The sequence below is a fragment of the Halorubrum sp. Atlit-8R genome, from assembly GCF_003666025.1.
In the GTDB taxonomy this organism is placed as follows: Archaea; Halobacteriota; Halobacteria; order Halobacteriales; family Haloferacaceae; genus Halorubrum; species Halorubrum salinarum.
Genome location: NZ_QPLV01000008.1, coordinates 1 through 26,029, shown reverse-complemented (window position 1 = coordinate 26,029; position 26,029 = coordinate 1). Strand labels below are relative to the sequence as shown.

Annotated in this window: 21 protein-coding genes and 1 pseudogene; 14 read left to right on the top strand and 8 right to left on the bottom strand. The window is 59.1% G+C overall.

The genetic code is table 11. The features are described 5' to 3' along the window. Positions 1 to 99 precede the first annotated feature (99 nt). The gene (locus DVK05_RS16030; protein WP_199712355.1) at positions 100 to 516 is read right to left on the bottom strand and encodes a helix-turn-helix domain-containing protein; all 417 of its coding nucleotides are present in this window, start codon (positions 514 to 516) and stop codon (positions 100 to 102) included. A 130-nt stretch (positions 517 to 646) separates the two neighbouring features. On the opposite strand from DVK05_RS16030, the gene DVK05_RS16025 reads away from it, so the two are divergent. Genes DVK05_RS16025 through DVK05_RS16015 form a run of 3 tightly spaced genes read left to right on the top strand, consistent with a single transcriptional unit; the run spans position 647 to position 2,658 of the window. Then, the gene (locus DVK05_RS16025) at positions 647 to 1,318 is read left to right on the top strand and encodes an NAD(P)-dependent oxidoreductase (protein WP_121564845.1); all 672 of its coding nucleotides are present in this window, start codon (positions 647 to 649) and stop codon (positions 1,316 to 1,318) included. Then, complete coding sequence (locus DVK05_RS16020) at positions 1,315 to 2,211, top strand: SDR family oxidoreductase (RefSeq protein ID WP_121564843.1); 897 nt, start codon at positions 1,315 to 1,317, stop codon at positions 2,209 to 2,211. The genes DVK05_RS16025 and DVK05_RS16020 overlap by 4 nt, the downstream gene beginning before the upstream one ends. Before the next feature lie 45 nt (positions 2,212 to 2,256). Continuing rightward, positions 2,257 to 2,658 (top strand): DUF6069 family protein, encoded by a 402-nt coding sequence (locus tag DVK05_RS16015; RefSeq protein ID WP_121564841.1) that lies wholly within the window; start codon positions 2,257 to 2,259, stop codon positions 2,656 to 2,658. 518 nt (positions 2,659 to 3,176) lie between these two features. Here the strand turns inward: DVK05_RS16015 and DVK05_RS16010 are convergent. Together DVK05_RS16010 and DVK05_RS16005 are read right to left on the bottom strand one after the other, a co-directional pair. Next, the gene (locus DVK05_RS16010; protein WP_121564839.1) at positions 3,177 to 3,470 is read right to left on the bottom strand and encodes an ArsR family transcriptional regulator; all 294 of its coding nucleotides are present in this window, start codon (positions 3,468 to 3,470) and stop codon (positions 3,177 to 3,179) included. A 224-nt stretch (positions 3,471 to 3,694) separates the two neighbouring features. Continuing rightward, positions 3,695 to 4,216, bottom strand: coding sequence for an Lrp/AsnC family transcriptional regulator (locus tag DVK05_RS16005; RefSeq protein ID WP_121564837.1), 522 nt, complete (start codon positions 4,214 to 4,216; stop codon positions 3,695 to 3,697). A 204-nt stretch (positions 4,217 to 4,420) separates the two neighbouring features. Between DVK05_RS16005 and DVK05_RS16000 the strand changes: the two genes are divergently transcribed. Next, the gene (locus DVK05_RS16000) at positions 4,421 to 4,999 is read left to right on the top strand and encodes a flavodoxin domain-containing protein (RefSeq protein ID WP_121564835.1); all 579 of its coding nucleotides are present in this window, start codon (positions 4,421 to 4,423) and stop codon (positions 4,997 to 4,999) included. Between the two features lie 321 nt (positions 5,000 to 5,320). Beyond that, positions 5,321 to 5,563 (top strand): HalOD1 output domain-containing protein, encoded by a 243-nt coding sequence (locus DVK05_RS17010; RefSeq protein WP_147437808.1) that lies wholly within the window; start codon positions 5,321 to 5,323, stop codon positions 5,561 to 5,563. Between the two features lie 374 nt (positions 5,564 to 5,937). On the opposite strand, the gene DVK05_RS15995 is transcribed toward DVK05_RS17010, so the two are convergent. Further along, entirely contained in the window at positions 5,938 to 7,194 is a 1,257-nt protein-coding gene (locus tag DVK05_RS15995; protein WP_121564833.1) for an RNA-guided endonuclease TnpB family protein, read from the bottom strand. A gap of 231 nt (positions 7,195 to 7,425) precedes the next feature. On the opposite strand from DVK05_RS15995, the gene DVK05_RS15990 reads away from it, so the two are divergent. From DVK05_RS15990 to DVK05_RS15960, 7 genes are all read left to right on the top strand, one after another. Further along, entirely contained in the window at positions 7,426 to 8,841 is a 1,416-nt protein-coding gene (locus tag DVK05_RS15990; RefSeq protein ID WP_121564831.1) for an ATP-binding protein, read from the top strand. A 115-nt stretch (positions 8,842 to 8,956) separates the two neighbouring features. Further along, complete coding sequence (locus DVK05_RS15985) at positions 8,957 to 10,255, top strand: GAF domain-containing protein (RefSeq protein WP_121564829.1); 1,299 nt, start codon at positions 8,957 to 8,959, stop codon at positions 10,253 to 10,255. 252 nt (positions 10,256 to 10,507) lie between these two features. Beyond that, positions 10,508 to 10,879, top strand: a complete 372-nt coding sequence (locus DVK05_RS15980; RefSeq protein WP_199712354.1) for an ATP-binding cassette domain-containing protein — start codon at positions 10,508 to 10,510, stop codon at positions 10,877 to 10,879. A gap of 6 nt (positions 10,880 to 10,885) precedes the next feature. Further along, a complete protein-coding gene (locus DVK05_RS15975; protein WP_121564827.1) occupies positions 10,886 to 11,563 on the top strand; it encodes a TetR/AcrR family transcriptional regulator in 678 nt (225 codons plus the stop codon). Then, the gene (locus DVK05_RS15970; protein ID WP_121564825.1) at positions 11,560 to 14,247 is read left to right on the top strand and encodes a PEP/pyruvate-binding domain-containing protein; all 2,688 of its coding nucleotides are present in this window, start codon (positions 11,560 to 11,562) and stop codon (positions 14,245 to 14,247) included. Before DVK05_RS15975 ends, DVK05_RS15970 begins: the two co-directional genes overlap by 4 nt. Positions 14,248 to 14,296: 49 nt before the next feature. Further along, on the top strand, positions 14,297 to 16,999 hold the full coding sequence (locus DVK05_RS15965; protein WP_121564823.1) for a PEP/pyruvate-binding domain-containing protein: 2,703 nt from the start codon (positions 14,297 to 14,299) through the stop codon (positions 16,997 to 16,999). After that, on the top strand, positions 16,989 to 19,706 hold the full coding sequence (locus DVK05_RS15960; protein ID WP_233559446.1) for a PEP/pyruvate-binding domain-containing protein: 2,718 nt from the start codon (positions 16,989 to 16,991) through the stop codon (positions 19,704 to 19,706). The genes DVK05_RS15965 and DVK05_RS15960 overlap by 11 nt, the downstream gene beginning before the upstream one ends. Positions 19,707 to 19,784: 78 nt before the next feature. Here DVK05_RS15960 and DVK05_RS15955 read toward each other — a convergent pair. The 3 genes and pseudogenes from DVK05_RS15955 to DVK05_RS15945 all read right to left on the bottom strand — a co-directional run. Continuing rightward, positions 19,785 to 20,714 (bottom strand): annotated as a pseudogene (locus DVK05_RS15955) (site-specific integrase); the annotation flags it as partial. 193 nt (positions 20,715 to 20,907) lie between these two features. Continuing rightward, complete coding sequence (locus DVK05_RS15950) at positions 20,908 to 22,584, bottom strand: transposase (RefSeq protein WP_121564821.1); 1,677 nt, start codon at positions 22,582 to 22,584, stop codon at positions 20,908 to 20,910. A 64-nt stretch (positions 22,585 to 22,648) separates the two neighbouring features. After that, entirely contained in the window at positions 22,649 to 23,479 is an 831-nt protein-coding gene (locus DVK05_RS15945) for a TrmB family transcriptional regulator (RefSeq protein ID WP_199712353.1), read from the bottom strand. 292 nt (positions 23,480 to 23,771) lie between these two features. Between DVK05_RS15945 and DVK05_RS15940 the strand changes: the two genes are divergently transcribed. Both DVK05_RS15940 and DVK05_RS15935 read left to right on the top strand, forming a co-directional pair. Then, positions 23,772 to 24,578, top strand: a complete 807-nt coding sequence (locus tag DVK05_RS15940) for a TrmB family transcriptional regulator (RefSeq protein ID WP_121564817.1) — start codon at positions 23,772 to 23,774, stop codon at positions 24,576 to 24,578. Positions 24,579 to 24,690: 112 nt separating this feature from the next. Then, on the top strand, positions 24,691 to 25,029 hold the full coding sequence (locus tag DVK05_RS15935; RefSeq protein WP_121564815.1) for a HalOD1 output domain-containing protein: 339 nt from the start codon (positions 24,691 to 24,693) through the stop codon (positions 25,027 to 25,029). A 51-nt stretch (positions 25,030 to 25,080) separates the two neighbouring features. Here DVK05_RS15935 and DVK05_RS15930 read toward each other — a convergent pair whose 3' ends face one another. Further along, positions 25,081 to 25,434 carry a hypothetical protein gene (locus DVK05_RS15930; protein ID WP_199712352.1) on the bottom strand — a complete coding sequence of 118 codons (354 nt, stop codon included), beginning with the start codon at positions 25,432 to 25,434 and terminating at the stop codon, positions 25,081 to 25,083. Between the last annotated feature and the right edge of the window lie 595 nt (positions 25,435 to 26,029).

The following is a 26,029-nucleotide window of genomic DNA, read 5'->3' as shown; positions in this document are numbered from 1 at the left end:
ATTGGACCGCTAGTTCCGCTGCTGGCAGGGGTCTGTGTCGCTGCTGCAATCGGGTTGGACTATGGATTTCGTAGTCAAATACTTGCGAGTCCGAAGTTGCTAATTCACTTCAGAAGTTGAAGTTATATCCGTGTCTGTCGATTCGAGTGCGAAATCGGCAGCCCATCGATGAAAGTGGCCGAACGCGGGAAACAGTGCTTCAGCCTTTTCCGTCGGCTCATATTCCACGCGAGGTGGGATTTCGTCGTAGGACTCTCGAACGAGCAACCCTGTTGCGACGAGTTCCTTCAATCGCTCCGAGAGGGTGTTCGGTGAGATACCCAGCTCGGTTTCGAGGTCGGAGAATCTGAGCGGTCCCCCAGAAAACGCGAATTCACGGAGAATCGCCATCGTGTGCGCTTTTCCTAAGAGGTCAAGTAACTCTGAGACGGTCTGTTCGACCCGTTCGCGCTCGGCCGGCGACATCGATTTCCGCCGGTCACGAGCAGCCTCACGTCCCTGGGGCACATCGTCCATACAGTTCCCATATGATCCCCAGCGCCAAGAACATTTGAGTGTGAATTCGGCAACACAGGGATGTGTGGCGGCCATTACTACGAAACTCCGAAGTCACAAGTATATGACTCTGCCTGTCGTAGTAGGGGGTATGAAAATCGCGGTGTTCGGGGCTACCGGACGAACCGGAATCCCCCTCGTCGAACAGGCACTCGAACGCGGCCACGACGTCGTCGCGTTCGCCCGCAACGCGAATGATATCCCCGCCTCGCTTCGCAGCCACGACACACTCGTCATCCTAGAGGGCGATGCCTACACCGGTGCTGGCGTCGCTGACGCCGTCGCCGGCGGAATCGACAGTGACGAAACCAGCGCGGTCGATGCCGTCATCTGCGTTCTCGGCCAAACCTCGTCGGGCCCCGACGACCTCCTAACCGAATCTGGACGGCACATCCTCGATGCGATGGACGAATCCGGTGTCGAACGTATCGTGACACTGGTTGGGGCTGGCGTTCGGGAAGACGGCGAGTCGGTGAGTCTCGGCGGGAAGGTGATGGGCTCACTGCTGAAAGTGATGGCTGGCGGCGTCCTCGAAGACGCCAAAGCCCACGCGGAGATGCTCCGGGCGAGCAACGCCCAGTGGACGATCGTCCGTGGCCCACGACTCACAGAGGGTGAACACACGGGGCAGTTCCTCCACGGAACAGAACTCCAGCTGGGGCTACGCGATAGTGCCGCCCGGGCCAACGTCGCCCAGTTCATCCTCGACTGCATAGAAGACGACCTGTACGTCGAACAACTGCCGAAGATCACCGACCAATGAAACGCATCCTCGTTACCGGAGCCACTGGCACCGTGGGGAGTCACGTCGTTAGCCAACTCACCCAGAAGGACATCGCCGTCCGAGCGGGCGTCCGTAATCCCGAGCGGGCCCACGAGCAGTTCGCGAGTGATGTCGAATGTGTTGCGTTCGATTTCCACAAACCAGAGACGTGGGGCGCGGCGTTCGCGGATGTCGACGCGATGTTTCTCATCCGACCGCCATCAGTGAGTCGCGTGAAGCGCCATCTCACGCCGGCCGTCGACGCTGCGGCTCGAGTCGGTGTCGACCATGTCGTCTACCTCTCGGTACTCGGGGCCGAAAAGAATCCACTCTTGCCACATCACCGCATCGAGGATGCGCTTCGTGAGATCGACGTAGCCTACACGTTCTTGCGAGCGTCGTTTTTTATGCAGAATCTATCTGAGGTCCATCGAGAAGACATCGTTGACCGTGATGAGATATTTGTTCCCGCGGGTGACGGAACTACGAGTTTCGTCGATGCCAGAGATATCGCCGCCGTCGCAATGGCAGCTCTCACCGAACCGGGCCACGAGAATCGCGCATACGACGTGACTGGGCCGGAGGCATTGACGTACGACGACGTGGCCGAAATCTTCTCCGAGGTCTTGGATCGGGAAATCGAATACACCCGACCCGGCCCAATCGGGTTCGCTACGACGATGTACCGCCGCGGCTCACCGCTTCCGTTCGTCATCGTGATGTTAGGCATCTATACGACAGCCCGACTTGGACTAGCAGGCCGAGTGACTGACGACGTTGCAGACGTGCTTGGACGCCCGCCTCGGACGATGCGAGCGTTCGTCGAAGATCACGTAAGCGTGTTCCAGCAGGAAGCCAGCCACGCAAATGAACGACAGAAAGCCGATCACTAACCATCGATAGATCAGAAATCGAATACTCCCTCACGACACGAAATCATGCAAACGACAACCCAGCACTCACCGATTGATCGCCGAACGCTTGCAATACGTGGTGGAATCGCGCTCGCGCTCTCGCTCGTCGTGAACGGGCTCATCGTCGGGATCGTCATAGCCACAGATGCAGTCCAGTCGTTCCAACCGCTCGCATTCCCGCCCGTCCTGTTTCTCTCTGCGGTCGGGGCTGTCGGCGCTACCATCGTATATGGCCTCCTCCAGTGGCGATCAGCACGCCCGAATCGACTTTTCGCGGTGATTACTGGGGTTGTGTTGCTCCTGTCGTTCGTTCCGGACGTGACGTTTCTCCCGGGGCGTCCGGGAGCCACAACCGCAGGGATTCTCGTGCTGATGGTGATGCACGTGACTGTCGCGGGGATCTGCTACGCGGTACTCACCCGGTAGCCCGATAAGTACGAGTCGTTCAGGGCCTGTAAAAGAACGACAAACGCTGCATCAGTTCGGTCACAGAGTAGCACAGCGATTAGGCGTCTTCATGGCTGATATGGGTTCCTTCGGCCTACAGGAGGGCAGGAAGTTCATTCGCTAGCTGAGATTGTAGCTGTGATTCGATACGGACGAGAGCTGGGCCCGCCTCGACGAGGTCGTCTACTTGGTGGTACTCAACAAGATCAGCTGCCCGTAACGCAGGGAGATGGTCATAATACAGCGACATGTAGACCGGAGCCGGTCTCTGTCGTCGGGATCGGACGGTTCAGGGTCCTCCCAGACAGTGAGTTGGTCAGCTATCTCTGGGAGTGTCAGTGACGTTGGAGTGAGATAGAGACAATAGAGCAGATATCGTCGCCGGTGAACCGCAAAGACCGCGTCAACATCTTTCACTCAACGAGGACTCTGCCATATCAGTAGTCGAAAGTGCTTCGTCGTCTGTTGACATATTTGTATCTGGTTTCTCGCACTGGTTAGTTTTTGGCGTGCTCGACCATACACTCGAGAAGTGGGCGAAGCTCCTCGAATCGTGGCCCCTTGGTGACTTCGTGAGTGTCTCGGTCCCACTGAATGAAGCCATAATCGTCGAGTTTTGGGAGATGTGTGTGATACATCTTGATTCCCCGACGGTGGTTGGCTTTCAGTTCCCCAGCATCGTCACCCGCAGAGAGTTCAACAGCCACTTCCTGCGGGTTCTCGTCAAGCAGGTCGACGAGGAGCGTTCGGCGATGTTCGTTCGCCAGCGCATCGAAGGTAGTGTCGTTCATAGTGTCTCTATCGGATTCCACCATGAAGGTCAACGACTCCCCCGGTGGTTACATCCTTACTAAAAGACTCGACCTGAAGGACGGATAATGTTGTTGTGTGTAGTAGTTTATGTATTCGGAAAATCCGCAGTGCTTAGAGGGTATACTGTGTAATCCGAAATCATAGTGTGTGGAAGCTCCATTCTCTCCCCCCCAAATTGTGGATAGTGGAATTATATCAGATATTACTCAGAATTTGGCTGCCCGTCCTCAAAATCGTCGCCGCGTGCTTCCACGTCTTCGGTCCCTTGGAGGAAAAAGTGGTTGAATGGCTGGACGTGGCGGCGGCGCATCATCTCCGACGACTCGATCTCGACACCAATGTCGTGGATCGCATCAGTGATCCTGGTGATATCGCTCGTGCTCGTCCCGACAACATCAATATGGATGTTGCGCCGCCCCGTGAGCATCTCACGAACATCGACCACACCTTGGATTGCCCTGATATCCTCCGAGTACTGCTTGAGTTCGGTGGGAGGTGCGGAGATAACGAACGTCACTTGCAACGGCAAATTGGCTTCCTCGTAATTGATCTCTGGATGATAGCCTTTGATGATACCATCGGCTTCGAGCTGGTCGATGCGGTTCCGAACGGTGCTGGCCGAAACGCCAGCCGTATCGCCGATTTCCTGTGCTGTCGTGTTACGAGCATCTCTCTGGAGCAGGTAGAGGATGCTTCGGTCAATGTCGTCCAAGTCGCGCCCCATATAGCAGAGTAGCCACCAGAAGGACTAACAAATTTCCCCACTGAACCTATGCCAAGTACATCGGGTGCGGTCTCCAACTGGAAAGACGCTCCTCAAGACAGCTGACTCCGTCTAGCAGAAGGAAATAGCGGATATTCTAGCTGAGATTTCTAGTATCCTTACAACTGTTTATTAACGGGTGAGTCGTACATACGAGACTGTACGATGGCTTCGATTCTCCTCGGATACGGAACTGGCGAAGGACAGACAGCGAAAATCGTGAATCGAGCCAGTGAGTGCCTCGTCTACCGAGCTCACGAGACCACCGTGAAGAATCTCGATGAACTGCCACCAGACTTCACAATTGAGGAATTCGATGCCGTTTGTATCGGCGCGTCGATTCATATGGGACAGCATCAACCAGCAGTGAATGAGTTTGTTCAGACCCATCGCAACGACTTGGAGCAACTACCAACGGCGTTCTTCCAAGTCTCTTTGTCGAGTGCCTCAACTGATCCATCCAGCCGAGATGAAGCTGCAGGATACGTTGACTCGTTCCTCGAAGAGACCGGGTGGCACCCCGACCGGATTGGACTGTTCGGTGGTGCACTCCGCTATTCGAAGTATGGTTTTCTCAAGCGCTTAATGATGAAACAAATCGCGAAGGAAGCGACCGGCGACACCGACGCGTCCCAAGATTACGAGTATACCGACTGGCAAGAAGTCGAAGCCTTCGCCGCTGACTTCGGAACCTTCATCGAAGGACGTCTCGGTCTCACAAGGTCTGTCGAAAACGACAAATGAGTGAACTGAGGGGGGCGAGATAGGGGGGTTTAGATATTTTTCTGTAGGGAATAAATACAAAATTTCAGTTAAATTACAGAAATTCAAGAGAATTCTTGATTTAGGGTCAGAATGAATCCGACACTGCCTTTCACGAACCACGTCTATTACGTAGTCTGAGTTTGTTGAAATCCTCAGAAAGTGACATATTTCGACACAGTCGTGGTCAACATAGAGTACTCACAGACTGTCCGTACAGTCCACACGTTGGTACTACCCGGGTAACTGTGTGACCTATAGTTTCGTTTATATTTGATGCCATCCTACATACGAGGCGATAGTATGTACGAGGCGTTAACCTCAAGTCTAATCAGATCGATTGCTGAGCACAAGAGCGTTGACCCGGATGAGCTAGATATTATTGTTGCCGATTATATCGACATAGCCGCCGTAGAGCAACTCGCAAGGCACAGTAACAGCACATGGAGTCTCGAATTTGAACTCCCAAGTCATAGTGTAACTGTACATAGTGATGGCAGAGTCCTTGTTGACGGTCAAGTAAGACTAAATTGGATATCCGATTGAGCAGTACGTAGCTCTCATCAACCGGTTGTTTTAGGCGAAAAATTGTCTGAAGAAAAGGATTTAAACAGAGCCGGCGAGGAAGATATCAAAGCTTACTGGCTCCAAGAGGAGTAGCCGTGGGGGTATGCGTTCACAGCTGTGCTGCTCGTGAAGGTTACAACGCTTGGCATGGCGTGCTTTCGATAGCTGTCTTCATGACTCGGAGGGAGGAACCAGTTCCCTTTCTACAGATCATCTAGTGAACCGAATCGCCGCACGGTGGCTCAAGTGTTCCACACGGTGACACCGTTCGAGTCAACTACCCCACCCTACTTCGCTCAGTCTACTGACTTCGCTCGTTGAGGGTGTCGCTAGAACTCGAAGAGTTCTGGCTGCTAACCAGAAGTCTGTGACTTCTGGTGATGGGGCTTGTCCATGAACTCGGCCTCGAACCCGTCCGGGTAGGCGGTGAATCCGCCACTTGGCGTCACCGTTCCAGACTTCAGGGCGAGTTGACTGTCGCCCGTCCGCCGAGACGACTGTTGGCCTCGACGGACATACCGCATCCCGATGTTCTTCGCCGCGTTGTAGTCTGCGTTCGCTTCCGACTCACACTTCACACATCGAAAGTCGTTGCGAGTTCGACGATTCTCGTCTGCCGTGAATCCACATTCGGCGCACCGTTGGGATGTGTATGCCGACCCCACTTGCTTCACCGTGATACCTTCCGCTTCGGCTTTATATTCCACCTGCTCGTACAGCGTTCGGAACGCCCACTTGTGTCCCCACGACGCTCCCGTAGGGTCGCGGATATTGGTTAGGTCCTCAAACGCGATCACGTCGCACTCGTACCGGAGCGCTTCCGAGATGATAGCGTTGGATGCTCGGTGGAGTACATCCCGAACGTAGCGAAGTTCATGGCCGCTCGATCGTTCGAGCGTCCGATGGGCACTCCTCGTCCCAGTCTGTTGGAGTCCGGCGCGTGCCTTCTCGAACTCGCGGAGATCGTGGGTTAACTCCCGCCCGCTGAAGAAGGAGGCAGTGCTTGTGACGGCGAGGTTTTCGATACCGAGGTCAACCCCGAGGACCGTCCCGTCCTCGGCGGTGTTCCGTTCGGTGTCGGTCTTCAGTCGGCGGAAGCCGATGTGTAAAAAGTAGTCGCCATCACGGACGGTGAGCGTGCTTTCCGTGACGCTCCAGTTGTCGGAGTTGAGGTACTGCCGTTGGTAGCCATCGTCGGCGTCGGGGAGGGCGAGGTCGCACCGGACGCGGCTCTCTGTGGTGGAGAGTGACACCGTATCATCATCAAATACCGTCATGGTCCGGGTGTCGTATGTCACCGTGGGTGCGGTGAAGGCGGGCTTACTCACCTTCTTGTCCTTCGCCTTCCGTTCGATACAGCCGGTGATGGCTTGTGCGGCTTGATGGGTGGCGAGAATCGCGTGCTGACTTCCGAGGTCGGTGTGTTCGCGCACGTCGTCGTATGCGAGGGGCTGTACGTCGCTTTTCGCGTTGTATTTGCCCCACGCCATGTCCGTGGCGAGTTGGCATCCACGCTTCCACTCGGAGATGGTGTCTTCGAGGAGGTCGCGTTGCTCGTCTATCACTTCAAGACGAGTGATTGCCGTCCGACGCACGTAGTCGTCTGCCACGTATTCAATGTGATCAATAGGCTACTTAGAGATTGGTGTTTGCGACCAACACAAACGCGCTCCTCCCCTCCCTACTCTCTCCCTCCGGTCGCTCCTTAAGGAAGGGGACTCCGCGCTACCGCTTCAGTTGAAGCTGTTTAGTAAGTCTACAGTCACCCAGTTCCTGAATATGAGAATTAGATGTCGTAATATTTAGTACTCTGACAAATAAATGACTAGTAGTGACCGGCAGTGGTAGCAAAAATACACGTTGCTCTCATCGATCCGGACGAGACAATTTGCGAAGACGTCTCAACAGCATTGGAACGACGAAACGACCCACTCACTACCACGATATTCACTAATTCAGAGACACTCATCAATCGAGTCGAGAATGATGAGTCGATCGACTGTATCGTCAGTAGTCAGAGCCTTCCAGAGATCTCCGGGCTGGAACTGCTTCGCGCCATTCGAGACAACTATCCCGAGCTTCCATTTATTCTGTTCACGGATCAAGAATCTGCATCAGCTGTAAAGCGAGCTTTTGCGGAGGATGCCTCCGATTTCTGTATCTCGCGGGGCACAACGGAAGAGTACGATGTGCTGGCACACCGGATTCGGAACGCTGTCCGAGAACATCGCCTCAAACGAGAGATCGATCAGACACGGGAACGATACGAATTGGCGGTTCGAGCGGCCTCTGACATTATTTGGGAGCGAGATGTCGAGACGAACGACATCAGGCTCTCGGAAGGGATTGAGAATACATTCGGCTACCCGGCCGATCAAGAGTACGGGTTCGACTGGTGGCAAGAACAGACCCACCCCGACGACGAGGCGGGGTTGAAAAAGCAGCTCCATCAGGCATTTGAGGCACAACAAGAACGGCTCCAGCAAGAATACCGAGTCCAGCGAGCTGACGGATCGTACGCCTACGTCGAGGATACGTGCCACATCATCTATGACACCGATGGAACGCCCACCCAGATGATCGGTGCTATCCGCGATATCACCGAACAGAAAGAATACGAACTGCAACTCGAACGGCAAAACGAGCGGCTCAACGAGTTCGCAAGCGTCGTCTCACACGATATCCGAAACCCATTGAATGTCGCAGTCGGTAATCTTGAACTGGCAGCAGACGAATGTGACAGCGAGTTCCTCGACAACGCTGCGAACGCACTCACACGAATCGAGTACCTGACGGGAGACCTCTTGACACTCGCTCGATCCGGGAAGGCCGTTGGCGAGACGACACCCGTTCAATTACAAACGATTGCCAAGAGCGCATGGGGGAACGTCGAAACGGCAACGGCGACTCTCGACCTCGGCACCGATGACACCATCGTCGAGGCCGACCGGGATCGACTGGAAGAAGCCTTTGAGAACCTCTTTCGGAACGCAATCGAACACGGCGGCGATGATGTCACTGTCCGAGTGGGAAAGATCAACAACGGGTTCTACGTCGAAGATTCAGGTGACGGGATCCCCGACGATGCTCGTGAGCAAGTGTTTGATCATGGCTACTCGACGGGTGAGGGAGGCACCGGGTTCGGTCTCTCGATCGTCCGGAGTATCATCGAGGGACACGGCTGGTCGATTACTGTAGCGGACGCGTCCGCTGACGGCGCCCGCTTCGAAATCACTGACGTTCAGCTCTCCTCGTAGGATACCGATTCGGGTGTAACCCTAAATTGTCGCCCGTCTACACGAATGAGTATGTGATGCCGATGTGGATATGGTTATACTCTGTGGTTTCAAATACTATATCAGAACTTTTAACATGAGTGCTAGGAATCCGATTTCAGTCCTTCACGTCGACGATGAGCCGAGTTTTTCGGAGCTAACCGCGGAAATGCTCGAGCGTGAAGACGATCGATTCAGTGTGGAAACGACTACCAGCGCCGCTGACGGCCTTGAGCGAGTCGCGACGGGAGACATCGATTGTATTATCTCGGACTACCAAATGCCCGGGATGGATGGCATCGAATTTCTCGAGGCCATCCGTGGGGACTACCCCGATTTGCCGTTTATCCTCTTCACCGGAAAAGGGAGTGAAGCAGTCGCCAGCGACGCGATTGCGGCGGGCGTCACGGATTATCTCCAGAAACAACCTGGCTCGGAACAGTACGAACTGCTCGCCAACCGGATTCAGAACGCAGTTGAACAGTATCGCGCAACTCAACGTGCGACCAACCTAGATCGGATCCGCACACTCGTCAACACCGTCAACCAGGCGTTAGTTCGCGCATCGAGTCGTTCGGAGATCGAAACCCGTGTCTGTGAGAGTATCACCGAGGCCGAACCGTATGTATTCGCGTGGATTGGTGAGTACGACCCGGAGACACAGACAATTGAGGCACGAACGGGAGCAGGTATCGAACAGGGATATCTGGAGAGGATTGACATCACAGCCGATGAGAGCGCAACGGGTCAGGGCCCAACCGGACGAGCGGTTCGAACTCGCGAGATGGTAGTGATGCAGAATATTATCGAGAGCGACGAGTACGAACCGTGGCGTGACGCCGCGCTCGAAAGAGGGTATCGCTCCAGCGCAGCAGTTCCTCTTGTCTACGACGACACGCTCTACGGGATACTGAATGTCTATGCAGGTCGCGTCGATGCATTCGACGACCAAGAACGCGAGTTACTCACTGAACTGGCCGACGATATCACCCACGCACTGCGCCACCAAGAAGTGAGACGCGACCTCCGCCGCGAGCGTGACCGCTTCCAGTATCTCGTCGATGGGATCGAACACTACGCGATATTTATGATGGACGCAGACGGGGAGGTAGCGACCTGGAACAGTGGCGCCGAGCGAATCAAGGGATACACGAGCGATGAGATTCACGGCGAACACTACAGTATCTTCTTCCCTGACGACGCAGTCGCAGACGGAAAACCACAGGAGTTGCTTACTCGCGCGAAGACAGAGGGCGCAGTCGAGGGAGAGGGCTGGCGCGTTCGTAAGGACCGAAACCAGTTTCTTGCGGATTTTACCCTCACTGCGCTCTTCGATGACGCGGGCGAGCTTCGTGGGTTTGCGAAGGTCACTCGTGACCGGACTGACGAACACTAAAACTGAACAGGGACAAAGAGACGCTCAGACGGTCACGGAAGCGGTGGCACGGGGTGGACATTATTTACTCCCGCCCTTACTCATTCCTCGGTTCCGACAGAGTGTCGGAACACTTGTCCTTCGCGGAAAGAGCGGGATTCTCTCGCTGAATCAAGATAGACGGATTGAGTCGACCTCTTTTTGCGAAAACAGATGAATGAGTGAACGATAGATTCATCGCATCGCTAAACGTACATTCAGTACGATTCTTCCATGCCAACAATCCAGACCGACGGTCTAATGAAGTACTCTGGCGATGTGCGAGGCGTCGAAGACCTCTCCTTTGGGGTCGAGGAGGGTGAAGTATTCGGGTTCCTCGGACCGAATGGCGCGGGGAAGACGACCGCCATCCGGACGCTGATGGGGTTTCAGTCCCCGACCGACGGGACGGCGACTGTACTCGACGCCGACATCACTGATGCGACGGCGCTCCGAAGCGCACGCGCAAACATCGGTTACCTCCCGAGTGAACGGGGATTCAACGAGAACGTGACGGGGCGAGTATGGTGTCACCGGAGCAACCCTCCTGCTCGTCTTCGCGGCCGTCTTCGTCGCCGCGAGCCAGGTAGTATTTCACCGGAATGACCTCTGATGGCTGGATTCAGCGACGAGAAACGGACGTACATCCGGAACGAACTGCTCAAAACCGGCCGGAAGCTGTTCGCTCGCTACGGCCTCAAGAGGACGACCATCTCGGACCTCACCGATCCGGCCGGTATCGCCGACGGGACGTTCTACCACTTTTTCGACTCGAAAGAACGGCTCTACCTCGAAATCCTGACCCGAGAGCAGGAGGCGTTCGCCGACAGTGTCGACGAGCTGCTCGCCGACGCGTCGGGTCCGCAGGAAGGGATTACCGCGTATCTCCGACTCACCATCGAGGAGATCGAGACGAACCCCCTTATTCAGCAGCTCGTCGTCGAGGACGACTGGGAGCGACTGGTTCAGGAGTTCTCCGGGGACGAACTGGCCGAACAACGCGAACAGGAGCTCGGATATCTCCTCCCGTACGTCCGCGCGTGGCAGGAGGACGGACAGCTCGTCGACGGTGACCCCAGAGCGATCACTGGGGCGATCAATGCTGCCGCGTTCGTCGCGCTGCATCGGGAGGAGTTCGGCGACGACCTCTACCCCGTCGTCCGTGACACGCTCGTCGAAGGCGTCGCCTCTGGATTGACTCTCGATTCGAAACCGACCCCGGCCGCATCCGAGACGCGGGCAGACGAAGAACAGCCCCAGTCGACCAGAGACCGAAAGAGTACCCGATGACGCGACACCAGACACAGAGTTACCTACAGTGGTTCGAGAAGATCGGAAGAAACGACCTCGCGCTCGCCGGCGGTAAAGGCGCGAATCTCGGCGTCCTCGTTCACGCAGGACTGCCCGTCCCGCCCGGATTCGTCGTGACGACCGCCGCGTACCGAGCACTCACCGACGACGCGGAGATTCAGGAACTGATCGAGCGACTCGATTCGCTCGACACCGCCGATGCCGACGCACTGACGACGACAGCGGCCGAAATCCGGGCCCTCATCCAGAATCGTGCGTTTGACGAACCGGCCGAACGCGCGATTCTCGATGCGCTCGATAGCGACGCCGAGACCGGCACGACCTACGCAGTGCGCTCGTCGGCGACGGCTGAGGACCTCCCGACGGCGTCGTTCGCCGGCCAACACGACACGCATCTGGGCGTCCCCGCCGACGACGTCGTCGACAGGATTCGCGACTGCATGGTGAGCCTGTTCACCGACCGTGCCGTCGCCTACCGTGCCCGCAACGACATCGCCCACTCGACAGTCGAGATGGCCGTCGTCGTCCAAGAGATGGTCGACGCCGACGCGGCGGGTGTGTTGTTCACCGCCGACCCCGACACGAACAGCCGAAAGATCGCCTCGGTCGATGCCACCTTCGGACTGGGCGACACGGTCGTCTCCGGCGAGGTGAGCGCCGACAACGCCCGCGTCAACAAGGAGACTGGGAAGGTAATCGACTACGATGTCGGTGAGAAGGCGACCGAACTGCGCGTGGCTGCGGAGTCGGGAACCGACGCCACGAGCACGAGCGCCGAACGTCGTGGATGTCGTGTCCTCTCGGACTCACAGCTTCGGACGCTCGTCGACCTCGGCACTCGTACCGAGGCGTTGTTCGGCTATCCACAGGACATCGAGTGGGCACTGGTAGATGACGAGTTCGTAATTCTCCAATCCCGGCCGGTTACCTCGCTAATCGGAGTTCCAGAGCCTCGTCCCACCGACGGACGGCTACACGTCTATCTGAGCATCGGCCATGGGCAAGCGATGACCGACCCGATGCCGCCACTCGCACTCGACTTCTGGACGGCCGTCTACGGAGATACGATAAACGACATGCTCGGAACCGACGGCGCATGGGCAGCCAGAACGACCGGACGGATCTACATCGACATCACCCCTGTTCTCAGAAACAGGGTTGGACGGGGTGTGATTGTACGAACCGTCAGTTCGATCAGCGAACCGGCCGGCGAGGGCACCGCTCGACTGCTCGACGAACGGCGTTCGGAGTTCCGAGGCGATAGGTCACTCTCATCGGTCCCGAGAGCGGTCCGTACCACTGTTGGATCGGTTCCGACTGTCGCACAATGGAGTGTGGAGATGATCCCCGCGACGGTCGGTCCCTTTCTGAAGGGTGCGAACGGAGCCAAGGAATTCAGCGAGTGGTTCCGCGAGTGGGGACGTGAACTGGAAGCGACCGTTCTCGACACCGACGACCCGCGAGAACTGGTCGAGAACACCTTCGCTGGTTTCCCCGGCGACGCACTCGTCGAGATGAAGTCGAAGGCGATGGGTGTCGTCGTCGGTCCGTTGGCCGGCGGCATCATCGAGCGAGTGGTTCCCGGTGCGGATGCCGACCTCGTCGCGTCGGCCGGACGGGGCGTCGAGTCGGACATCGGCACGCGCATGACGCTCGCACTCGGTGACCTCGCTGATCTCGCACGAGAGACGCCAGCAATCGAGCAGGCGATACTCGACGAAGGGTCGTACGAAGCGGTTCGAGACATCGACGGGAGCGAAGCGTTCGTCACCGAGTTCGAGGCGTTCCTCGAGGAGTTCGGTCACCGCGCGGCAGGAGAGTTCGACCCCAGCCGTCCCCGGTGGCGCGACGACCCCTCCGCCCTGTTGGGCATCGTCCGTGGGAACCTCATCGTCGACGAGAAAGGAGCGCACCGAGAGCGTTTCCAAGAACGCAAACGAGAGGCGAAGGCGGCTGTCGAGGAACTCAGATCGAACGCTCGGTCCGGCCTCCTCGGCCCAATCCGCGGTCGACTCGTTGACCGACTCCTGAGTACCTACCGGGCGTACATCCACCTACGCGACGAACCGAAACACGAGGTCGCCCACCTGTTCGCGGCGTGGCACGACGCGCTCCAACAGGCTGGCGAGCACCTCGTCAGCGAGGGTGCGCTCGACGCCGCAGACGACGTCTGGTATCTCCACCACGAGGAGCTGATCGCGCTCCTCGACGACCCGTCTGGGGACCTCCCCGACATTCAGGGGCGACGTCGCGAACACGAACGCCAGAAGCGTGTCGACATACCGGCGCTCATCACCAGCGAGGGGGAGATCCCCCGGGCGGAACGTCCGGACGTCGGGGAGAACGTTCTCCTCGGGACGGGCGTCTCGGCGGGAACCATCGAGGGGACGGCACGAATCGTCCACGACCCCAGTGAGGCTGATCTGACCACCGGGGACATCCTCGTCTGTCCGTCGACCGACCCGGCCTGGACGCCGCTGTTCGCGACCGCCGGCGGCCTCGTTGCCGAGGTCGGCGGGCGCTTCACGCACGGCGCGCTCGTCGCCCGCGAGTACGGTCTCCCCGCGGTCGTCTCCGTGGCCGGAGCGACTGAACGGATCGCCGACGGCCAGCGTGTCCGTGTCGATGGGACCAATGGAGTCGTGGAACTGCTCGAGGACTAACCGGCGACCACAGAACACGAACTACACACCAATGACACTCGAACCCACCATGGCCTACACGATCCGACTGGACGACCTCACCGCCGACGACCTCGCGCTCGCGGGCGGGAAGGGCGCGAACCTCGGCGAACTCGTCCAAGCAGGGCTTCCTGTTCCGTCAGGGTTCGTCGTCACGACCGACGCCTACGAGACGTTCGTCGATACCCCAGCGATTCGGGAGGCAATCAACCGGCTCGACTCCATCGAGAGAACGAACACCGAGGCACTGACCGATGGCGCCGGCGAACTCCGCTCGTTGCTGAGAGAGCGGGGGTTCGCGGCGGACATCGAAGGGGCGGTCGACGAGGCACTCGAAACCGCCGGTCGTACGGAGGGCGTCAACTACGCGGTTCGTTCATCGGCGACCGCGGAGGACCTGCCGACGGCGTCGTTCGCGGGCCAGCACGACTCGTATCTCGGCGTGGCCCCCGAAGACGTTCTCGGGCGCGTTCGAGACTGTATGGTAAGCCTGTTCGCCGACCGGGCGGTCGCGTACCGGGCGCGTAACGGTATCTCACACGCCGATGTCGCGATGGCAGTCGTCGTCCAGGAGATGGTCGATTCGGAGGCTGCTGGCGTGCTGTTTACCGCCGACGCCGACAGCGGAAATCGAACAGTTGCGACGGTGGACGCGAGCTTCGGGCTCGGCGAGGCAGTCGTCGCGAGCGAGGTCACCCCGGATCACGCCCGAGTAGACAAGAGTACCGGAGAAATCATCGACTACGCGGTCGGCGAGAAGGAGATCGCGATCCGTCCGAGCCGAGGAGGCGCGAGCGACACCGAACGAGTCGAACTCTCCGTCGAGCAGCGAACAGAACGGGTGCTTTCGGAGTCACAGCTTCGGACGCTCGTCGACTTCGGCACCCGTATCGAGGCGCTGTTCGACGCCCCACAGGACATCGAGTGGGCACTTTCGGACGGTGGGTTTCAGATAGTGCAATCTCGGCCCATCACCTCGCTGTTCCCGTTACCCGACCCGATGCCGGCGGACGACCGCCTGCACGTCTACCTGAGTCTCGGCCACATGCAGGCGATGTCCGAAGCGATGCCGCCGCTGGTGCAGGACTTCTGGCAGACCTGGATGAACAGCGTCATCTCACAGTTCGGCTTCGGTCCGTTCTGGCCGACGCCGGTGGTGACCGCCGGCAGCCGGATCTACATCGACCTCACCCCTGCACTCCGAGTCGAGCGGCTGCGCGATCCGCTGCTCGGAGTAATCGGCGCGGTGAGCGAACCGGCGGCAGCGGGTATGCGCGAGTTGATCGAACGCCGCCCGGAGGAGTTTGAGCGCGAGGGGCTCTCGCTTTCCTCGCTACCGGCGGTCGCCGGCACGACGCGACGGGTCGGCGGCCTCGCGGTTGCGGTCGCCCCGGCGTTCGCCGCCGGAGCCCTCGACGCGTTCCAGGGGCCGCCGACGGTCGAGGAGTTAGACGAGACGTGGGGCGTCTTTGCGGAGTCGTTCGTCCCGGACGGAGTGACGACGGCGAACTCGCCCGCGGAGCGCGCTCGGGCGGTGTTCACGTTCGGGGACATCAAGTCGTTCATGGTCGCAGCGTATCCGAGGGCCATGCCGCTGTACCTCGCCTTCGGTATCGACACCTGGATGAACCGGGCGTTTGCCGACGCCCCCGAGACGGTGAACAAGGTGGGGCGAGGCTTCGAGCACGATCTCGTGACCCGAATCAACCTCGGGTTGGGCGACATCGCGGACGTCGCCCGCGAACACCCCGCCGTCGCCGAAGCCCTACAGAACGGAGCCTCCCTCGAAGAGATTTCGACCGTCGAGGGGGGCGAGGAGTTCGAAGCGGCCTTCGAGGCTTTCTTGGAGGACTTCGGCCATCGGGCGACGGGCGAACTCGACTTGAGCCGACCGCGCTGGCACGAGAACCCGGCGACGCTGCTCAGTACGGTCTGGGCGAACCTGACGAACGAGGACGCTGGCGAGCATCGCGAGCGAGTACGCGAGTTAGCCGTCGAGGCGGAACGTGCCGCCGACGAACTCGAAGCACGGGCTGATCACGGACTGTTGGGGCCGGTCAGGAGACGCGTCGTTCGGAAGATCATCGAAACCTACCGGGACACGATCTACACCCGTGAGTACCCCAAACACTACGCCGCGGAGGGCTTCGCCAGCTGGCGCGAGGCCCTGCTCGACAGCGGGCGTCACCTCGCGGCCGAGGGCGTTCTTGACCGTCCCGAGGACGTCTGGTTCCTGCGCAAGGAGGAACTGTTCGCCGCGCTCGACGGCGACCCCATCGAGGCCGATATCGAGGCACGGCGGCGGGAGGTCGCGTTCTACGACACGCTCGACGAACCGCCGCTGCTCACGAGCGAGGGTGAGACGCCCCGTGGAGCGATTGATCGGACGGACGTTCCCGATGGAGCGCTTCTCGGCACCGGCGTTTCGACGGGGATCGTCGAAGGGCCCGCGAGAGTGGTACACGACCCGACCGAAGCCACCGTCGAGGGCGGCGAGATTCTCGTTGCGCCCTCGGCCGACCCGGGCTGGACGCCGTTGTTCCTCAACGCCGCAGGAATGGTCGTCGAAGTCGGCGGCCGCGTCAGCCACGGCGCGCTCGTCGCCCGCGAGTACGGCCTGCCAGCCGTCGTTTCCGTCCGGAACGCGACCGAGAAAATCAAAACCGGTCAGTGGATTCGAATCGACGGCTCGCGGGGCACCGTCGAGATACTCGACGACGAACGTGACGACTGACGACACCGCCACATCCATGACTACAGATCCTCCGACTCCGGGAAATTCGACGGCGTACACGAGACGGTTCGACGAACTTGGGCGGGACGACCTCGCTCTCGCGGGCGGGAAGGGAGCGAACCTCGGCGAACTCGTCCGAGCGGGACTTCCCGTTCCGACGGGGTTCGTCGTGACGACCGCTGCGTATCGAGAGCTGACCGACTCATCGGCGATACGCGAAGCCATCGACGAGTTGGACCGCCCCAACCCGTCAGACAGGGACAAACTCGCGGCAGCCGCAGAGCAGCTACAATCACTCGTTCGAGAACGAACGTTCCCCGAGTCGGTGACGGGCTCCATCGTCGACGCGCTCGACGGCGATGACGACGCGAGGTATGCAGTTCGGTCGAGTGCGACGGCCGAGGACCTGCCGACGGCGTCGTTCGCCGGGCAGCACGAGACGTTCCTTGGGGTTCCTGCTGACGATGTCCTCGACGCCGTTCGCGACTGCATGGCGAGCCTCTTCACCGACCGAGCGGTCGCCTATCGTGCCCGTAACGGTATCTCTCATTCAACGGTTGAGATGGCGGTCGTCGTCCAGGAGATGGCTGACGCCGACGCTGCGGGTGTCCTGTTCACCGCCGACCCCGACAGCGGGAAGCGGGGCGTCGCATCCGTGGAGGCGACCTACGGTCTCGGTGAGACGGTCGTTTCGGGTGAGGTGAGCACAGACAATGCCCGCATCGACAAGGCGACGGGTGAGATACTCGACTACGACATCGGTGAGAAAGCGACCGAACGACGCCTCACCGACGACGGAACGGAAACCGAGGAGACGACCGAGGAGCGGCGGCGCGAACAGGTACTCTCCGATGCACAGCTTCGCACGCTCGTCAACCTCGGCACCCGAATCGAGAAGCTGTTCGACGCCCCACAGGACATCGAGTGGGTGCTCGCAGATGGTGAGTTTGTGATCCTGCAGTCCCGGCCCATCACCCCCTTGGTCTCACTCCCGGAACCGCGTTCCGACGACGACCGGTTACACGTCTACCTGAGTATGGGTCACGCACAGGCGATGACCGATCCGATGCCACCGCTCGCGCTCGATGTCTGGGAGACGGTCTACGGCGGAATGTTGAACGAATACGCCGGTGGCGACCGCGCATGGGTCACCAGAACGGAAGGACGGGTGTATCTCGATATCACACCATTTCTCGGGTTCGGCGTGGCACGCGACGGCATCGTCGAGTCCATCAGCGTGATGAGCGAGTCTGCCGCCGAGGGAACCGCCCGACTCCTCGACGAGCGACGCGAGGAGTTCGGCGGTGAGTTCTCCGTTTCGAGCCTGCCAACCGTCCTCCGCAAGCTCGCCGGCGCGCTTCCACTCGTCGTGGGGATGACACCAGGGATGGTTCGAGAGGGGTTGCTCCCCTTCTTCCGCGGTGCCGCTGGCACTGAAGAGTACGTGGCCGAGTTCAATGCGTGGGCGAAGGCACAGGAAGCGCAGGTCCTCGACGCCGAAGGCCCGAACGAATTAGTCGAGAACGTGTTCGCGGGGTTCCCGGCCGAGTTCCTCTTCGAGATGTCGCCGAAGTCGGTGCGGGTTATCGTCGGCCCGGTCACTGGCGGACTGCTCGAACGGGTTGTCCCCGGTGTGGATGCCGCACTCGTCGACGCGGCCGCGAGAGGAGCCGAACAGGAAGTGGGCACACGCATGACGCTTGCACTCGGTGACCTTGCGGATATCGCACGAGAAACCCCGGCAGTCGAGCAAGCGATACTCGACGAACAGTCGTACGAAAAGATTCGCGAAATCGAGGGGAGTGGACCGTTCGTTGAAGGGTTCGAGGCGTTTCTCGACGACTTCGGCCACCGTGCGGCCGGCGAGTTCGACCCGAGTCGCCCCCGGTGGCGCGATGACCCCGCCACCCCGCTCGGTATCGTCCGCGGGAATCTCATCGGAGAACAAAAAGGGGCCCATCGCGAGCGTCTGCACGAGCGGAAGCGACAGGCACAGGACGCAATCGACGAACTGCAGGCGAACGCGCGGCGTGGGCTCTTCGGCCCAGTTCGACGGCCACTCACAAGCCACCTCATTCGGACCTACCGGAGTCACATCCACCTGCGCGATGAACCGAAGCACGCCTCGGCACACCTGTTCGCGGCGTGGCACGAAGCCCTCCAGCGGGCAGGCGAACATCTCGTGGCCGAAGGCGTACTAGCCGAGGCCGACGACGTGTGGTTCCTCCGCAAGGAAGAGCTGCTCGCGCTCATCGACGATCCATCCGGTGACCTGCCGGATATCGACGTGCGTCGACGGGACCACGAGCGTCACAAGCGGATTGACGTGCCACCCCTCATCACCAGTGAAGGAGAGATTCCCCGCTCCGAGCGCAAGGACATCGGTGCGAACACGCTGGTCGGAACGGGCGTCTCCTCGGGCATCATCGAGGGCACGGCCCGAATCGTCCACGACCCGGCGAACGCAAACCTCCAGTCCGGCGACATCCTCGTCTGTCCCTCCTCGGACCCCGCCTGGACGCCGTTGTTCGCAACCGCGGGCGGGGTCGTCACCGAGGTCGGAGGTCGGTTGACCCACGGGGCGCTCGTCGCCCGCGAATACGGTCTCCCTGCGGTCGTGTCTGTGACCAACGCGACGGAGCTGATAGCCGATGGTCAGCGCATCCGAGTCGACGGTGACACTGGAACGGTAAATCTCCTCAATTAGAACGAGAGAGGCTGATAAAAGAACTGGGCGTAATCGGTAGAGTTAGACACGGCGTACGCGAGGCAGTTTATCCAGAGGTCATTTAGATGAGCCGGCATTCCCATCTACGTCAGCGAGCGCTTCTGTCGCCACATCACCGAGTTCGCCGGCCTCGATATGCGAGTACCGCTCCCGAACCATCTCCTCCGAATTATCGAGATACCGAGCGGCGACGGTATATCCGAATGCTCGAACGAGAACTTCACCCATTCCTCGGCGACCGCCGTGCGGAGCGAGGTAATCGTGTTTTGGATGGTCGATGTCGATCTCTGCGGCCTCCGAGAGTCGTTGGAGAATCGACCGTGCGCCGTCCGTCGTGATCGACGGCGGCCGAATATCCTGATCGAGCGCCAGCAGGAGGTCGCGGGCGTATTCCTCACGGCACTCAGTAATTGCTTCTGGGCGTTCCCCTCGTTCGGCTAGCTCTTCCCGGACGAGTTCCGCGAGCGTCCGTTGGTCAAACGTCGGGAACACCGGCCAGCGACCCGTGGGTGAGTCCATCAGCTTGCGGTAGCTTCGCAGCGGCGAGATCACCGGATCGGGAAGACTCGCGGCGTCCCACTGCTGTTTCTTCCGGTAGACGTCCATACTCCCGTCGTCGAGAGAGAGGTCCTCCCAGCGGACGCCGCGCCGGCGTGGGTCGTTTGGGTCCCGGAGTAGCTCCCCGACGCGGACGGCGGTGTACGCGAGGACGAACACCAGCGCCCGGTCACGAGCCGCCTTCAGCGCCGCGTAGCGTCTTCGTTGCTTGTCGAGGAGGTCAGTATCTTCTGGGAGTGTCGTGTACGCCTCGACGGCGTCGCGGGCCCGTTCGTCGACGTGACGGGTGAGGGCGTGGCGCTGTTCCGACGTCCAGGCCTGCTGGTCGCCGGGCTTCCGGCCGTCGTCCTCCGGCAGTGGCGCCATCGCACTCGCCCGCTGTGCATAATGCGCTTCGAGATATCCCTCGTTGACGCACCAGCCACACCACTGGAAGTTGAGACTACAGTGGGTTTAACGGGGCTGTGATGCGTGGTTTCGGGCGAATTTTCGAGGAGAAGCTGCTTCGGATCTACTCTCGATAGTCTTCTGGTGTCGTACTACCAACTAGACCAGTGAATTTTCAAGATCCCCGACAGCGTTGCCACTCAGGAATCCGTATTGCCCCGATCAGAGTATCTCTCTATCCGATTCCGGTCTCCTTCTTCAGCAGCGTGAGCGTATTGTCGGCCGTCACAATGGGTGAGTGTTCGTACTCACCCGTCAACTCGACTTGGACGAGCAAATCGACCGCTCGCCAAATCGAGTACAAGAGACACGCGAATGCGAAGTAGAAGAACCGCAGTCCGAAATCCTTCGAGGTGGTCGCCGCCATGAACCGCTTTATCGACCGGTAGCCGCTCTCGATCTCCCACCGATACCCGTACTCTGTGAGGTGACCGCTCCCGCAATTCGTCATGAACACCGAGTACTGCCGGTAGTCGTCATGCTCGGAGTCTTCTTTCCGACGGTAGATCAGCGTCGTCTCGTGCCATTCGTTCTTGCCGAGGTGGAGTTTCCGGTCGGTCTCGTAGCGGTCTTGATCACGTCGAAGCAATCGCTTGGCCTGGGCTTTCTCGCTGGTCTGCATCCGCTTGGGAACGACGTAGGAGAGCCCGCGCTGGCTGATCATCTCCAAGACGTGCTGGCTATCGAATTCCCTGTCCATCAGCACGTTATCGACGTGGACCAACTCTTCAGCCGAATCGAGCAAGTCCTCGACGATTTCCAGTCGTGTCTCCCCCTTTCGGACGGGGCGGGCATCGAGGACCAGCGGGACGGCGTTGCCGACTAACTGGACGGACGCCCACTGGTAAGCATACTCGTCGGTCTTCTCCTTTGTCCCGATGATCTCGTCCTCGTGGCCCGTGCGGTTACCTGTGAATGGGTCAGCTTCGGTAATGTCGATCGCGACGATCCCGGCTCGAAAGAACTGCTCTGTCTCGGCAACTTCGTTCAGGAGCCGAGTGATGGCCTGCCGGTACATCGCTCGAACCTGTTCAATCGAGAGGTCCCGAATCTGCTCCCGATGGGCGTGCCCCAGCGGCGTCCGATCCCGAGTCGATTCGTAGACAAAACTGCGCGCTCCCTCGTTCGCAGCCAGCCGTTCGCGAAGTCCGAGATATGTCTGTAGGCCCCAGTAGGCGTTCTCGTGGATCTCACAGCCCTCGCCACGGTTCAGCGAGAATGACGGGAAGACAACACGGCTGACGTGATCGCTGATCTTCGCTGCTTCTGCCAAAACAGTCTGGTCGTCCAGATCGGTCGGCCCAGACTCGTCATTATGATACTGGAGCTTCGGTTCCGGGTCACGAGGAACCGCAACACCGGCGTTCTGTGCGTTGATGAGGAGCGTCCGAGCAGTTCTCTCGACTGTCTCACGGAGGTCGGCACTGAAGCGCTTGTTCCAACTGCGCCAGAGTGTCGACTGATCGGGAACGGAATCGAACCCGAGCGAGCGACGAGTTTCTGAGTGTTGCCGGAGATACTCGACGAGCGCGGTTTCGTGGTCCCAGGCGTGTATCTCCTTCACCAGGAACGCCCTGAAGAGCTGTGACATCTCGTATCGAGTCGGACCGCAGTACTGGTCGTGAGAATTGAACTCCACATAGGACAGTGGATACTGACAGACGAACCCCTCAACCGAGTCGTGGGCGTCGTGCTCAAACCAGATTCCAGAGACGGTCCGGAAATCCTCAGTGAGCGCCGTCAGTGAGCTCTGGTCGTACAGTGGCGTCGAGTCGTAGGCCGGCCAGTCGAGATACTCTGTTGTCGCTATCGAACGGAAGACATCGCGCCGAGAGACGGCAGTCGGTGCCATCGGGGACACGTCTGCCGTTCTGGGCCAATGATATGACGTTCTCTCCGATGCTCACGTATGGGACTCAGGCCTCCTCAGCTTCGGGATCGTTCACAGACAGCAATCCCGTCGCCATCAGCCGTCGCGTGATCGCGACCAGCCCGTTGTCGAATCCGCGGCCAAAGACGCCTTGTTCGTGCTCACGGCCGTCTGCTCTCGTTTCGGTGAACGAACTCACCAAAATCGCCTCACGGTCGGCCAGTAACAGCCGACTGATTTCGGTATCGTCACCTGGAAGCGGTGACCGACTCAACCAATCCAATCCCGAGACGAACACTTCAACATCAGGCAAGGAATCCTGAATTGTGGCCTGGAGGTCTTCATTGACTGTCCCAATGATGACGTTCACATCGCGTTCCTGAGCCGACTGCAGCTGTTCGGCCAGTTGCTCGGTGAAAATACTCTCGTGGCCGACCACGAGGATCAACTCCTCTGTCGCTCCCTCGATCAACTGCCGCGTCCGGCTTGTAATGCCTTGGTCGCCGGAGATGGACCACACCTCGTGGGTAGCCTCCGTTGATTCTTCCTCGTCGGTCGGTTCGAGCCCGCTCAGGGCACTCCGGAGTGACTCGGTCCGCTCGACGTACTCCGACTGGAGGGTGTTGACAGCCTCGTCGATAGAGACCGCTCGAAATATCTGCGGGTTCGAGTGCTGGGTTTCTACCAGCCCCTTCGATTCCAATACGCGAATCGCGTCGTAGACGCGCGTCCGGGGCACCTCAGAGGTCTCGCTGATGTCCTTGGCCGTCCCGCGCTGGCGGCGTGCGAGCGCCACGAACGACTTGGCTTCGTACTCTTTGAGCCCGAGTTGTTGGAGCAATTCGATCGCTTGGTCTTGATTTGAAACATCTTCCATTGGTCCCAACCTCGACTGCTACCGTCTGGTTCGTGCCCCGGGTGTTTAGTACGTCGCACCGAGATGCACCGATGTCACCCAAATTATCACAGAATTTCCTCGGTTCTGAGTGCTCTAAGCAGTTCAGAATAGGAGCTCATCAGGTGTTCACTCACTTAATCACAATACTTCTTTGTACAGGTAGCACGGAGGGTAGAGTGGCGTGTAGGCACAGATTTGGTCCCAACCTCTCTGTCGCTACACGTCAGAAACCACCATACACGGTGGTTTTCACGAGATTGGTGACGAGTTAATGTCCGGCAACCCATCCGACCAAGCACGATCCACGGCCGTCAAACAGCTCAAAGCGCTCGGCCTCAGTACCTACGCCGCCCGGACATTCGTCGCCCTGGTCAGTCTCGGCGAAGGGACTGCGCAGGACGTGAGTGAAGTTGCCGATGTCCCCCGAACTCGCGTCTACGACGCAGCTGACGAGCTTTATGACCGCGGTCTCGTCGACGTGAAACAGTCGAGTCCCCAGCGATATTGGGCCATTTCGACGGAGACGGCCGGCCGTCACTTCGAACAGGAGTACGACCACCGCGTGACGGTCCTGACAGACGCACTCGACGAACTCGCATCAGCGACTCGCAGTACTGAACAGCAGGGTGTCTGGACGGTAACCGGCCGGGACACTGTGGCCGAACGCGTGGTGGATTTCATCTCGGCCGCTAATGAGGAGGTCGTTTACATGACTGCCGAGGAGCTACTAACCGACGAGATCGCTGAGTCTCTCTCGACCGTCAGCGACCGTGGGGTCTCGATTCGGCTCGCAGAGATGTCACAATCCGTCGAAGCCCGACTCGAAGAGGACGTTCCTGACGCGCAGCTGTTCGAATCGGTGTGGGACTGGTCGGATACGCCTGCTGGCCGCCTCCTCATGGTCGACCAGGAAAAGACGCTCGTGAGTGTGCTCGTCGACGGCAATGGTGAACACCCACCCGAACCTCGTGACGAAACCGCCATCTGGGGCACGGGTCAGACGAACAGCCTCGTCGTTGTGCTGAAAGCGCTGTTCACCTGGCAGCTCGACACCGACCGCGAAGCGGCCGATGAATAGTCACTCAGATTCTCACAACAATGCTATCACGGTCCGGATCGTAGAGATGGAAACTGAAGCCACGGCGGTTTCCTCCGCTGTTACTTCGTCTAACGACAACCGGTGATGGAAAATGCACGACAATAGAGATGAGGGAGGTGACTCGGATCCGACCGACCACCCCGAAAGCACAGATCCAAACTCCACTACGGTTCGTCATGACTGGAGGAAATCGGGCCTCCCCAGTGTGGCGATTGTCGAAGCAGTCGCGGCGGCCACCAACCGGGAAACGACTGACCTCCCACCGTTACAGGAGACGATCGAAGCCGATGCACTCGATGCGCTATTTGATGGCCAGTCGTCGTCAGTCGCAGTCTCATTCCAGTACGCCGATACCGACGTCTCAGTGACCGGGGACGGCAGCATCGAAGTCCGGGTTGATGGACGCCTTCAGCAGGAAGACGACGGATAGGAACTGTGGTCGGTCAAAACACGCCACCGGACCCTGACCATCGAATACCGATCAGGAGATAGACGAAGATGTCTCCTGTTGGTGATCGTCGATCGCCTCAAGCAGGGAGAGAACGTCTTGGAACTCTCGGCCTCGATGTACGGTGCCCTCGTTTGTGTCGTACTCGATCACGTTTGCTTCCTGTAACTTCGGCAGGTGAACGTGGTGGAGCTCGATACCTCGATGTTCGACAGAACCGTTACCGTCTGGTTGAACTGAATCCGACCCTCGGAGGTGCTGTGTGAGTTGGTCGACAGTCGTCCCGTCGGAGGTGTCAGCCACCCGGCGGAGGATCTGTCGTCGCTGCTGGTTGGTCAGCAGCTCTAGTGCTGTCTCGGTCGTCATCCGCCGTTCTGAGTTGCTCATTAGTAGTCCCACCATGTCCAGTCGGGACATCGGCTCGCACGAACATGGACTAGATACTTCACAGGCCTAGCGGAAGCCCGTGTCGTTAACCCGAATCCTCAAAGAGTACAGAGGATTTGAGGTGTAGTTGGCTAATTCTGGGCCATAATGATCTCAAAACCGTATACATTGAGAGCGCCGGTCTCAACTACTGGCGGGAGGACGTGTTGCGAAGATAGGGAATAATGCACAGGTTCGACGCCGACCACTCACCAAACAGAGTGCTCTTGCGTACTCCTGCTCACTGGTGAATAAGCCCGCTGACTCTGTTGATATTCTATTTTTCAGACAGATTTTCGCACGGAACAGCTGTTCACTGAAGATTGCATACCGTTTAACTGATTCAATTCTAGAGACAAGACGAAACGCTCTGCTGGTAGTCTCAGTACGAATCTTGTCCCCTTTCCGAGCTAGAGCGACGAAGACGGTGACGTGTTGCGAAGATAGGGAATAATGCACAGGTTCGACGCCGACCACTCACCAAACAGAGTGCTCTTGCGTACTCCTGCTCACTGGTGAATAAGCCCGCTGACTCTGTTGATATTCTATTTTTCAG

What these genes read in the sequence shown, in the direction of transcription:
- DVK05_RS15970 (WP_121564825.1), top strand. Translation starts at nt 11,560, where the DNA reads ATGACGCGACACCAGACACAGAGTTACCTACAGTGGTTCGAGAAGATC.
- DVK05_RS17010 (WP_147437808.1), top strand. Translation starts at nt 5,321, where the DNA reads ATGTACGAGGCGTTAACCTCAAGTCTAATCAGATCGATTGCTGAGCAC.
- DVK05_RS15945 (WP_199712353.1), bottom strand. Translation starts at nt 23,479, where the DNA reads ATGGAAGATGTTTCAAATCAAGACCAAGCGATCGAATTGCTCCAACAA.
- DVK05_RS15965 (WP_121564823.1), top strand. Translation starts at nt 14,297, where the DNA reads ATGGCCTACACGATCCGACTGGACGACCTCACCGCCGACGACCTCGCG.
- DVK05_RS16025 (WP_121564845.1), top strand. Translation starts at nt 647, where the DNA reads ATGAAAATCGCGGTGTTCGGGGCTACCGGACGAACCGGAATCCCCCTC.
- DVK05_RS15975 (WP_121564827.1), top strand. Translation starts at nt 10,886, where the DNA reads ATGGCTGGATTCAGCGACGAGAAACGGACGTACATCCGGAACGAACTG.
- DVK05_RS15940 (WP_121564817.1), top strand. Translation starts at nt 23,772, where the DNA reads ATGTCCGGCAACCCATCCGACCAAGCACGATCCACGGCCGTCAAACAG.
- DVK05_RS16005 (WP_121564837.1), bottom strand. Translation starts at nt 4,216, where the DNA reads ATGGGGCGCGACTTGGACGACATTGACCGAAGCATCCTCTACCTGCTC.
- DVK05_RS16010 (WP_121564839.1), bottom strand. Translation starts at nt 3,470, where the DNA reads ATGAACGACACTACCTTCGATGCGCTGGCGAACGAACATCGCCGAACG.
- DVK05_RS16000 (WP_121564835.1), top strand. Translation starts at nt 4,421, where the DNA reads ATGGCTTCGATTCTCCTCGGATACGGAACTGGCGAAGGACAGACAGCG.
- DVK05_RS15980 (WP_199712354.1), top strand. Translation starts at nt 10,508, where the DNA reads ATGCCAACAATCCAGACCGACGGTCTAATGAAGTACTCTGGCGATGTG.
- DVK05_RS15930 (WP_199712352.1), bottom strand. Translation starts at nt 25,434, where the DNA reads ATGAGCAACTCAGAACGGCGGATGACGACCGAGACAGCACTAGAGCTG.
- DVK05_RS16030 (WP_199712355.1), bottom strand. Translation starts at nt 516, where the DNA reads ATGGACGATGTGCCCCAGGGACGTGAGGCTGCTCGTGACCGGCGGAAA.
- DVK05_RS16015 (WP_121564841.1), top strand. Translation starts at nt 2,257, where the DNA reads ATGCAAACGACAACCCAGCACTCACCGATTGATCGCCGAACGCTTGCA.
- DVK05_RS16020 (WP_121564843.1), top strand. Translation starts at nt 1,315, where the DNA reads ATGAAACGCATCCTCGTTACCGGAGCCACTGGCACCGTGGGGAGTCAC.
- DVK05_RS15935 (WP_121564815.1), top strand. Translation starts at nt 24,691, where the DNA reads ATGCACGACAATAGAGATGAGGGAGGTGACTCGGATCCGACCGACCAC.
- DVK05_RS15950 (WP_121564821.1), bottom strand. Translation starts at nt 22,584, where the DNA reads ATGGCACCGACTGCCGTCTCTCGGCGCGATGTCTTCCGTTCGATAGCG.
- DVK05_RS15985 (WP_121564829.1), top strand. Translation starts at nt 8,957, where the DNA reads ATGAGTGCTAGGAATCCGATTTCAGTCCTTCACGTCGACGATGAGCCG.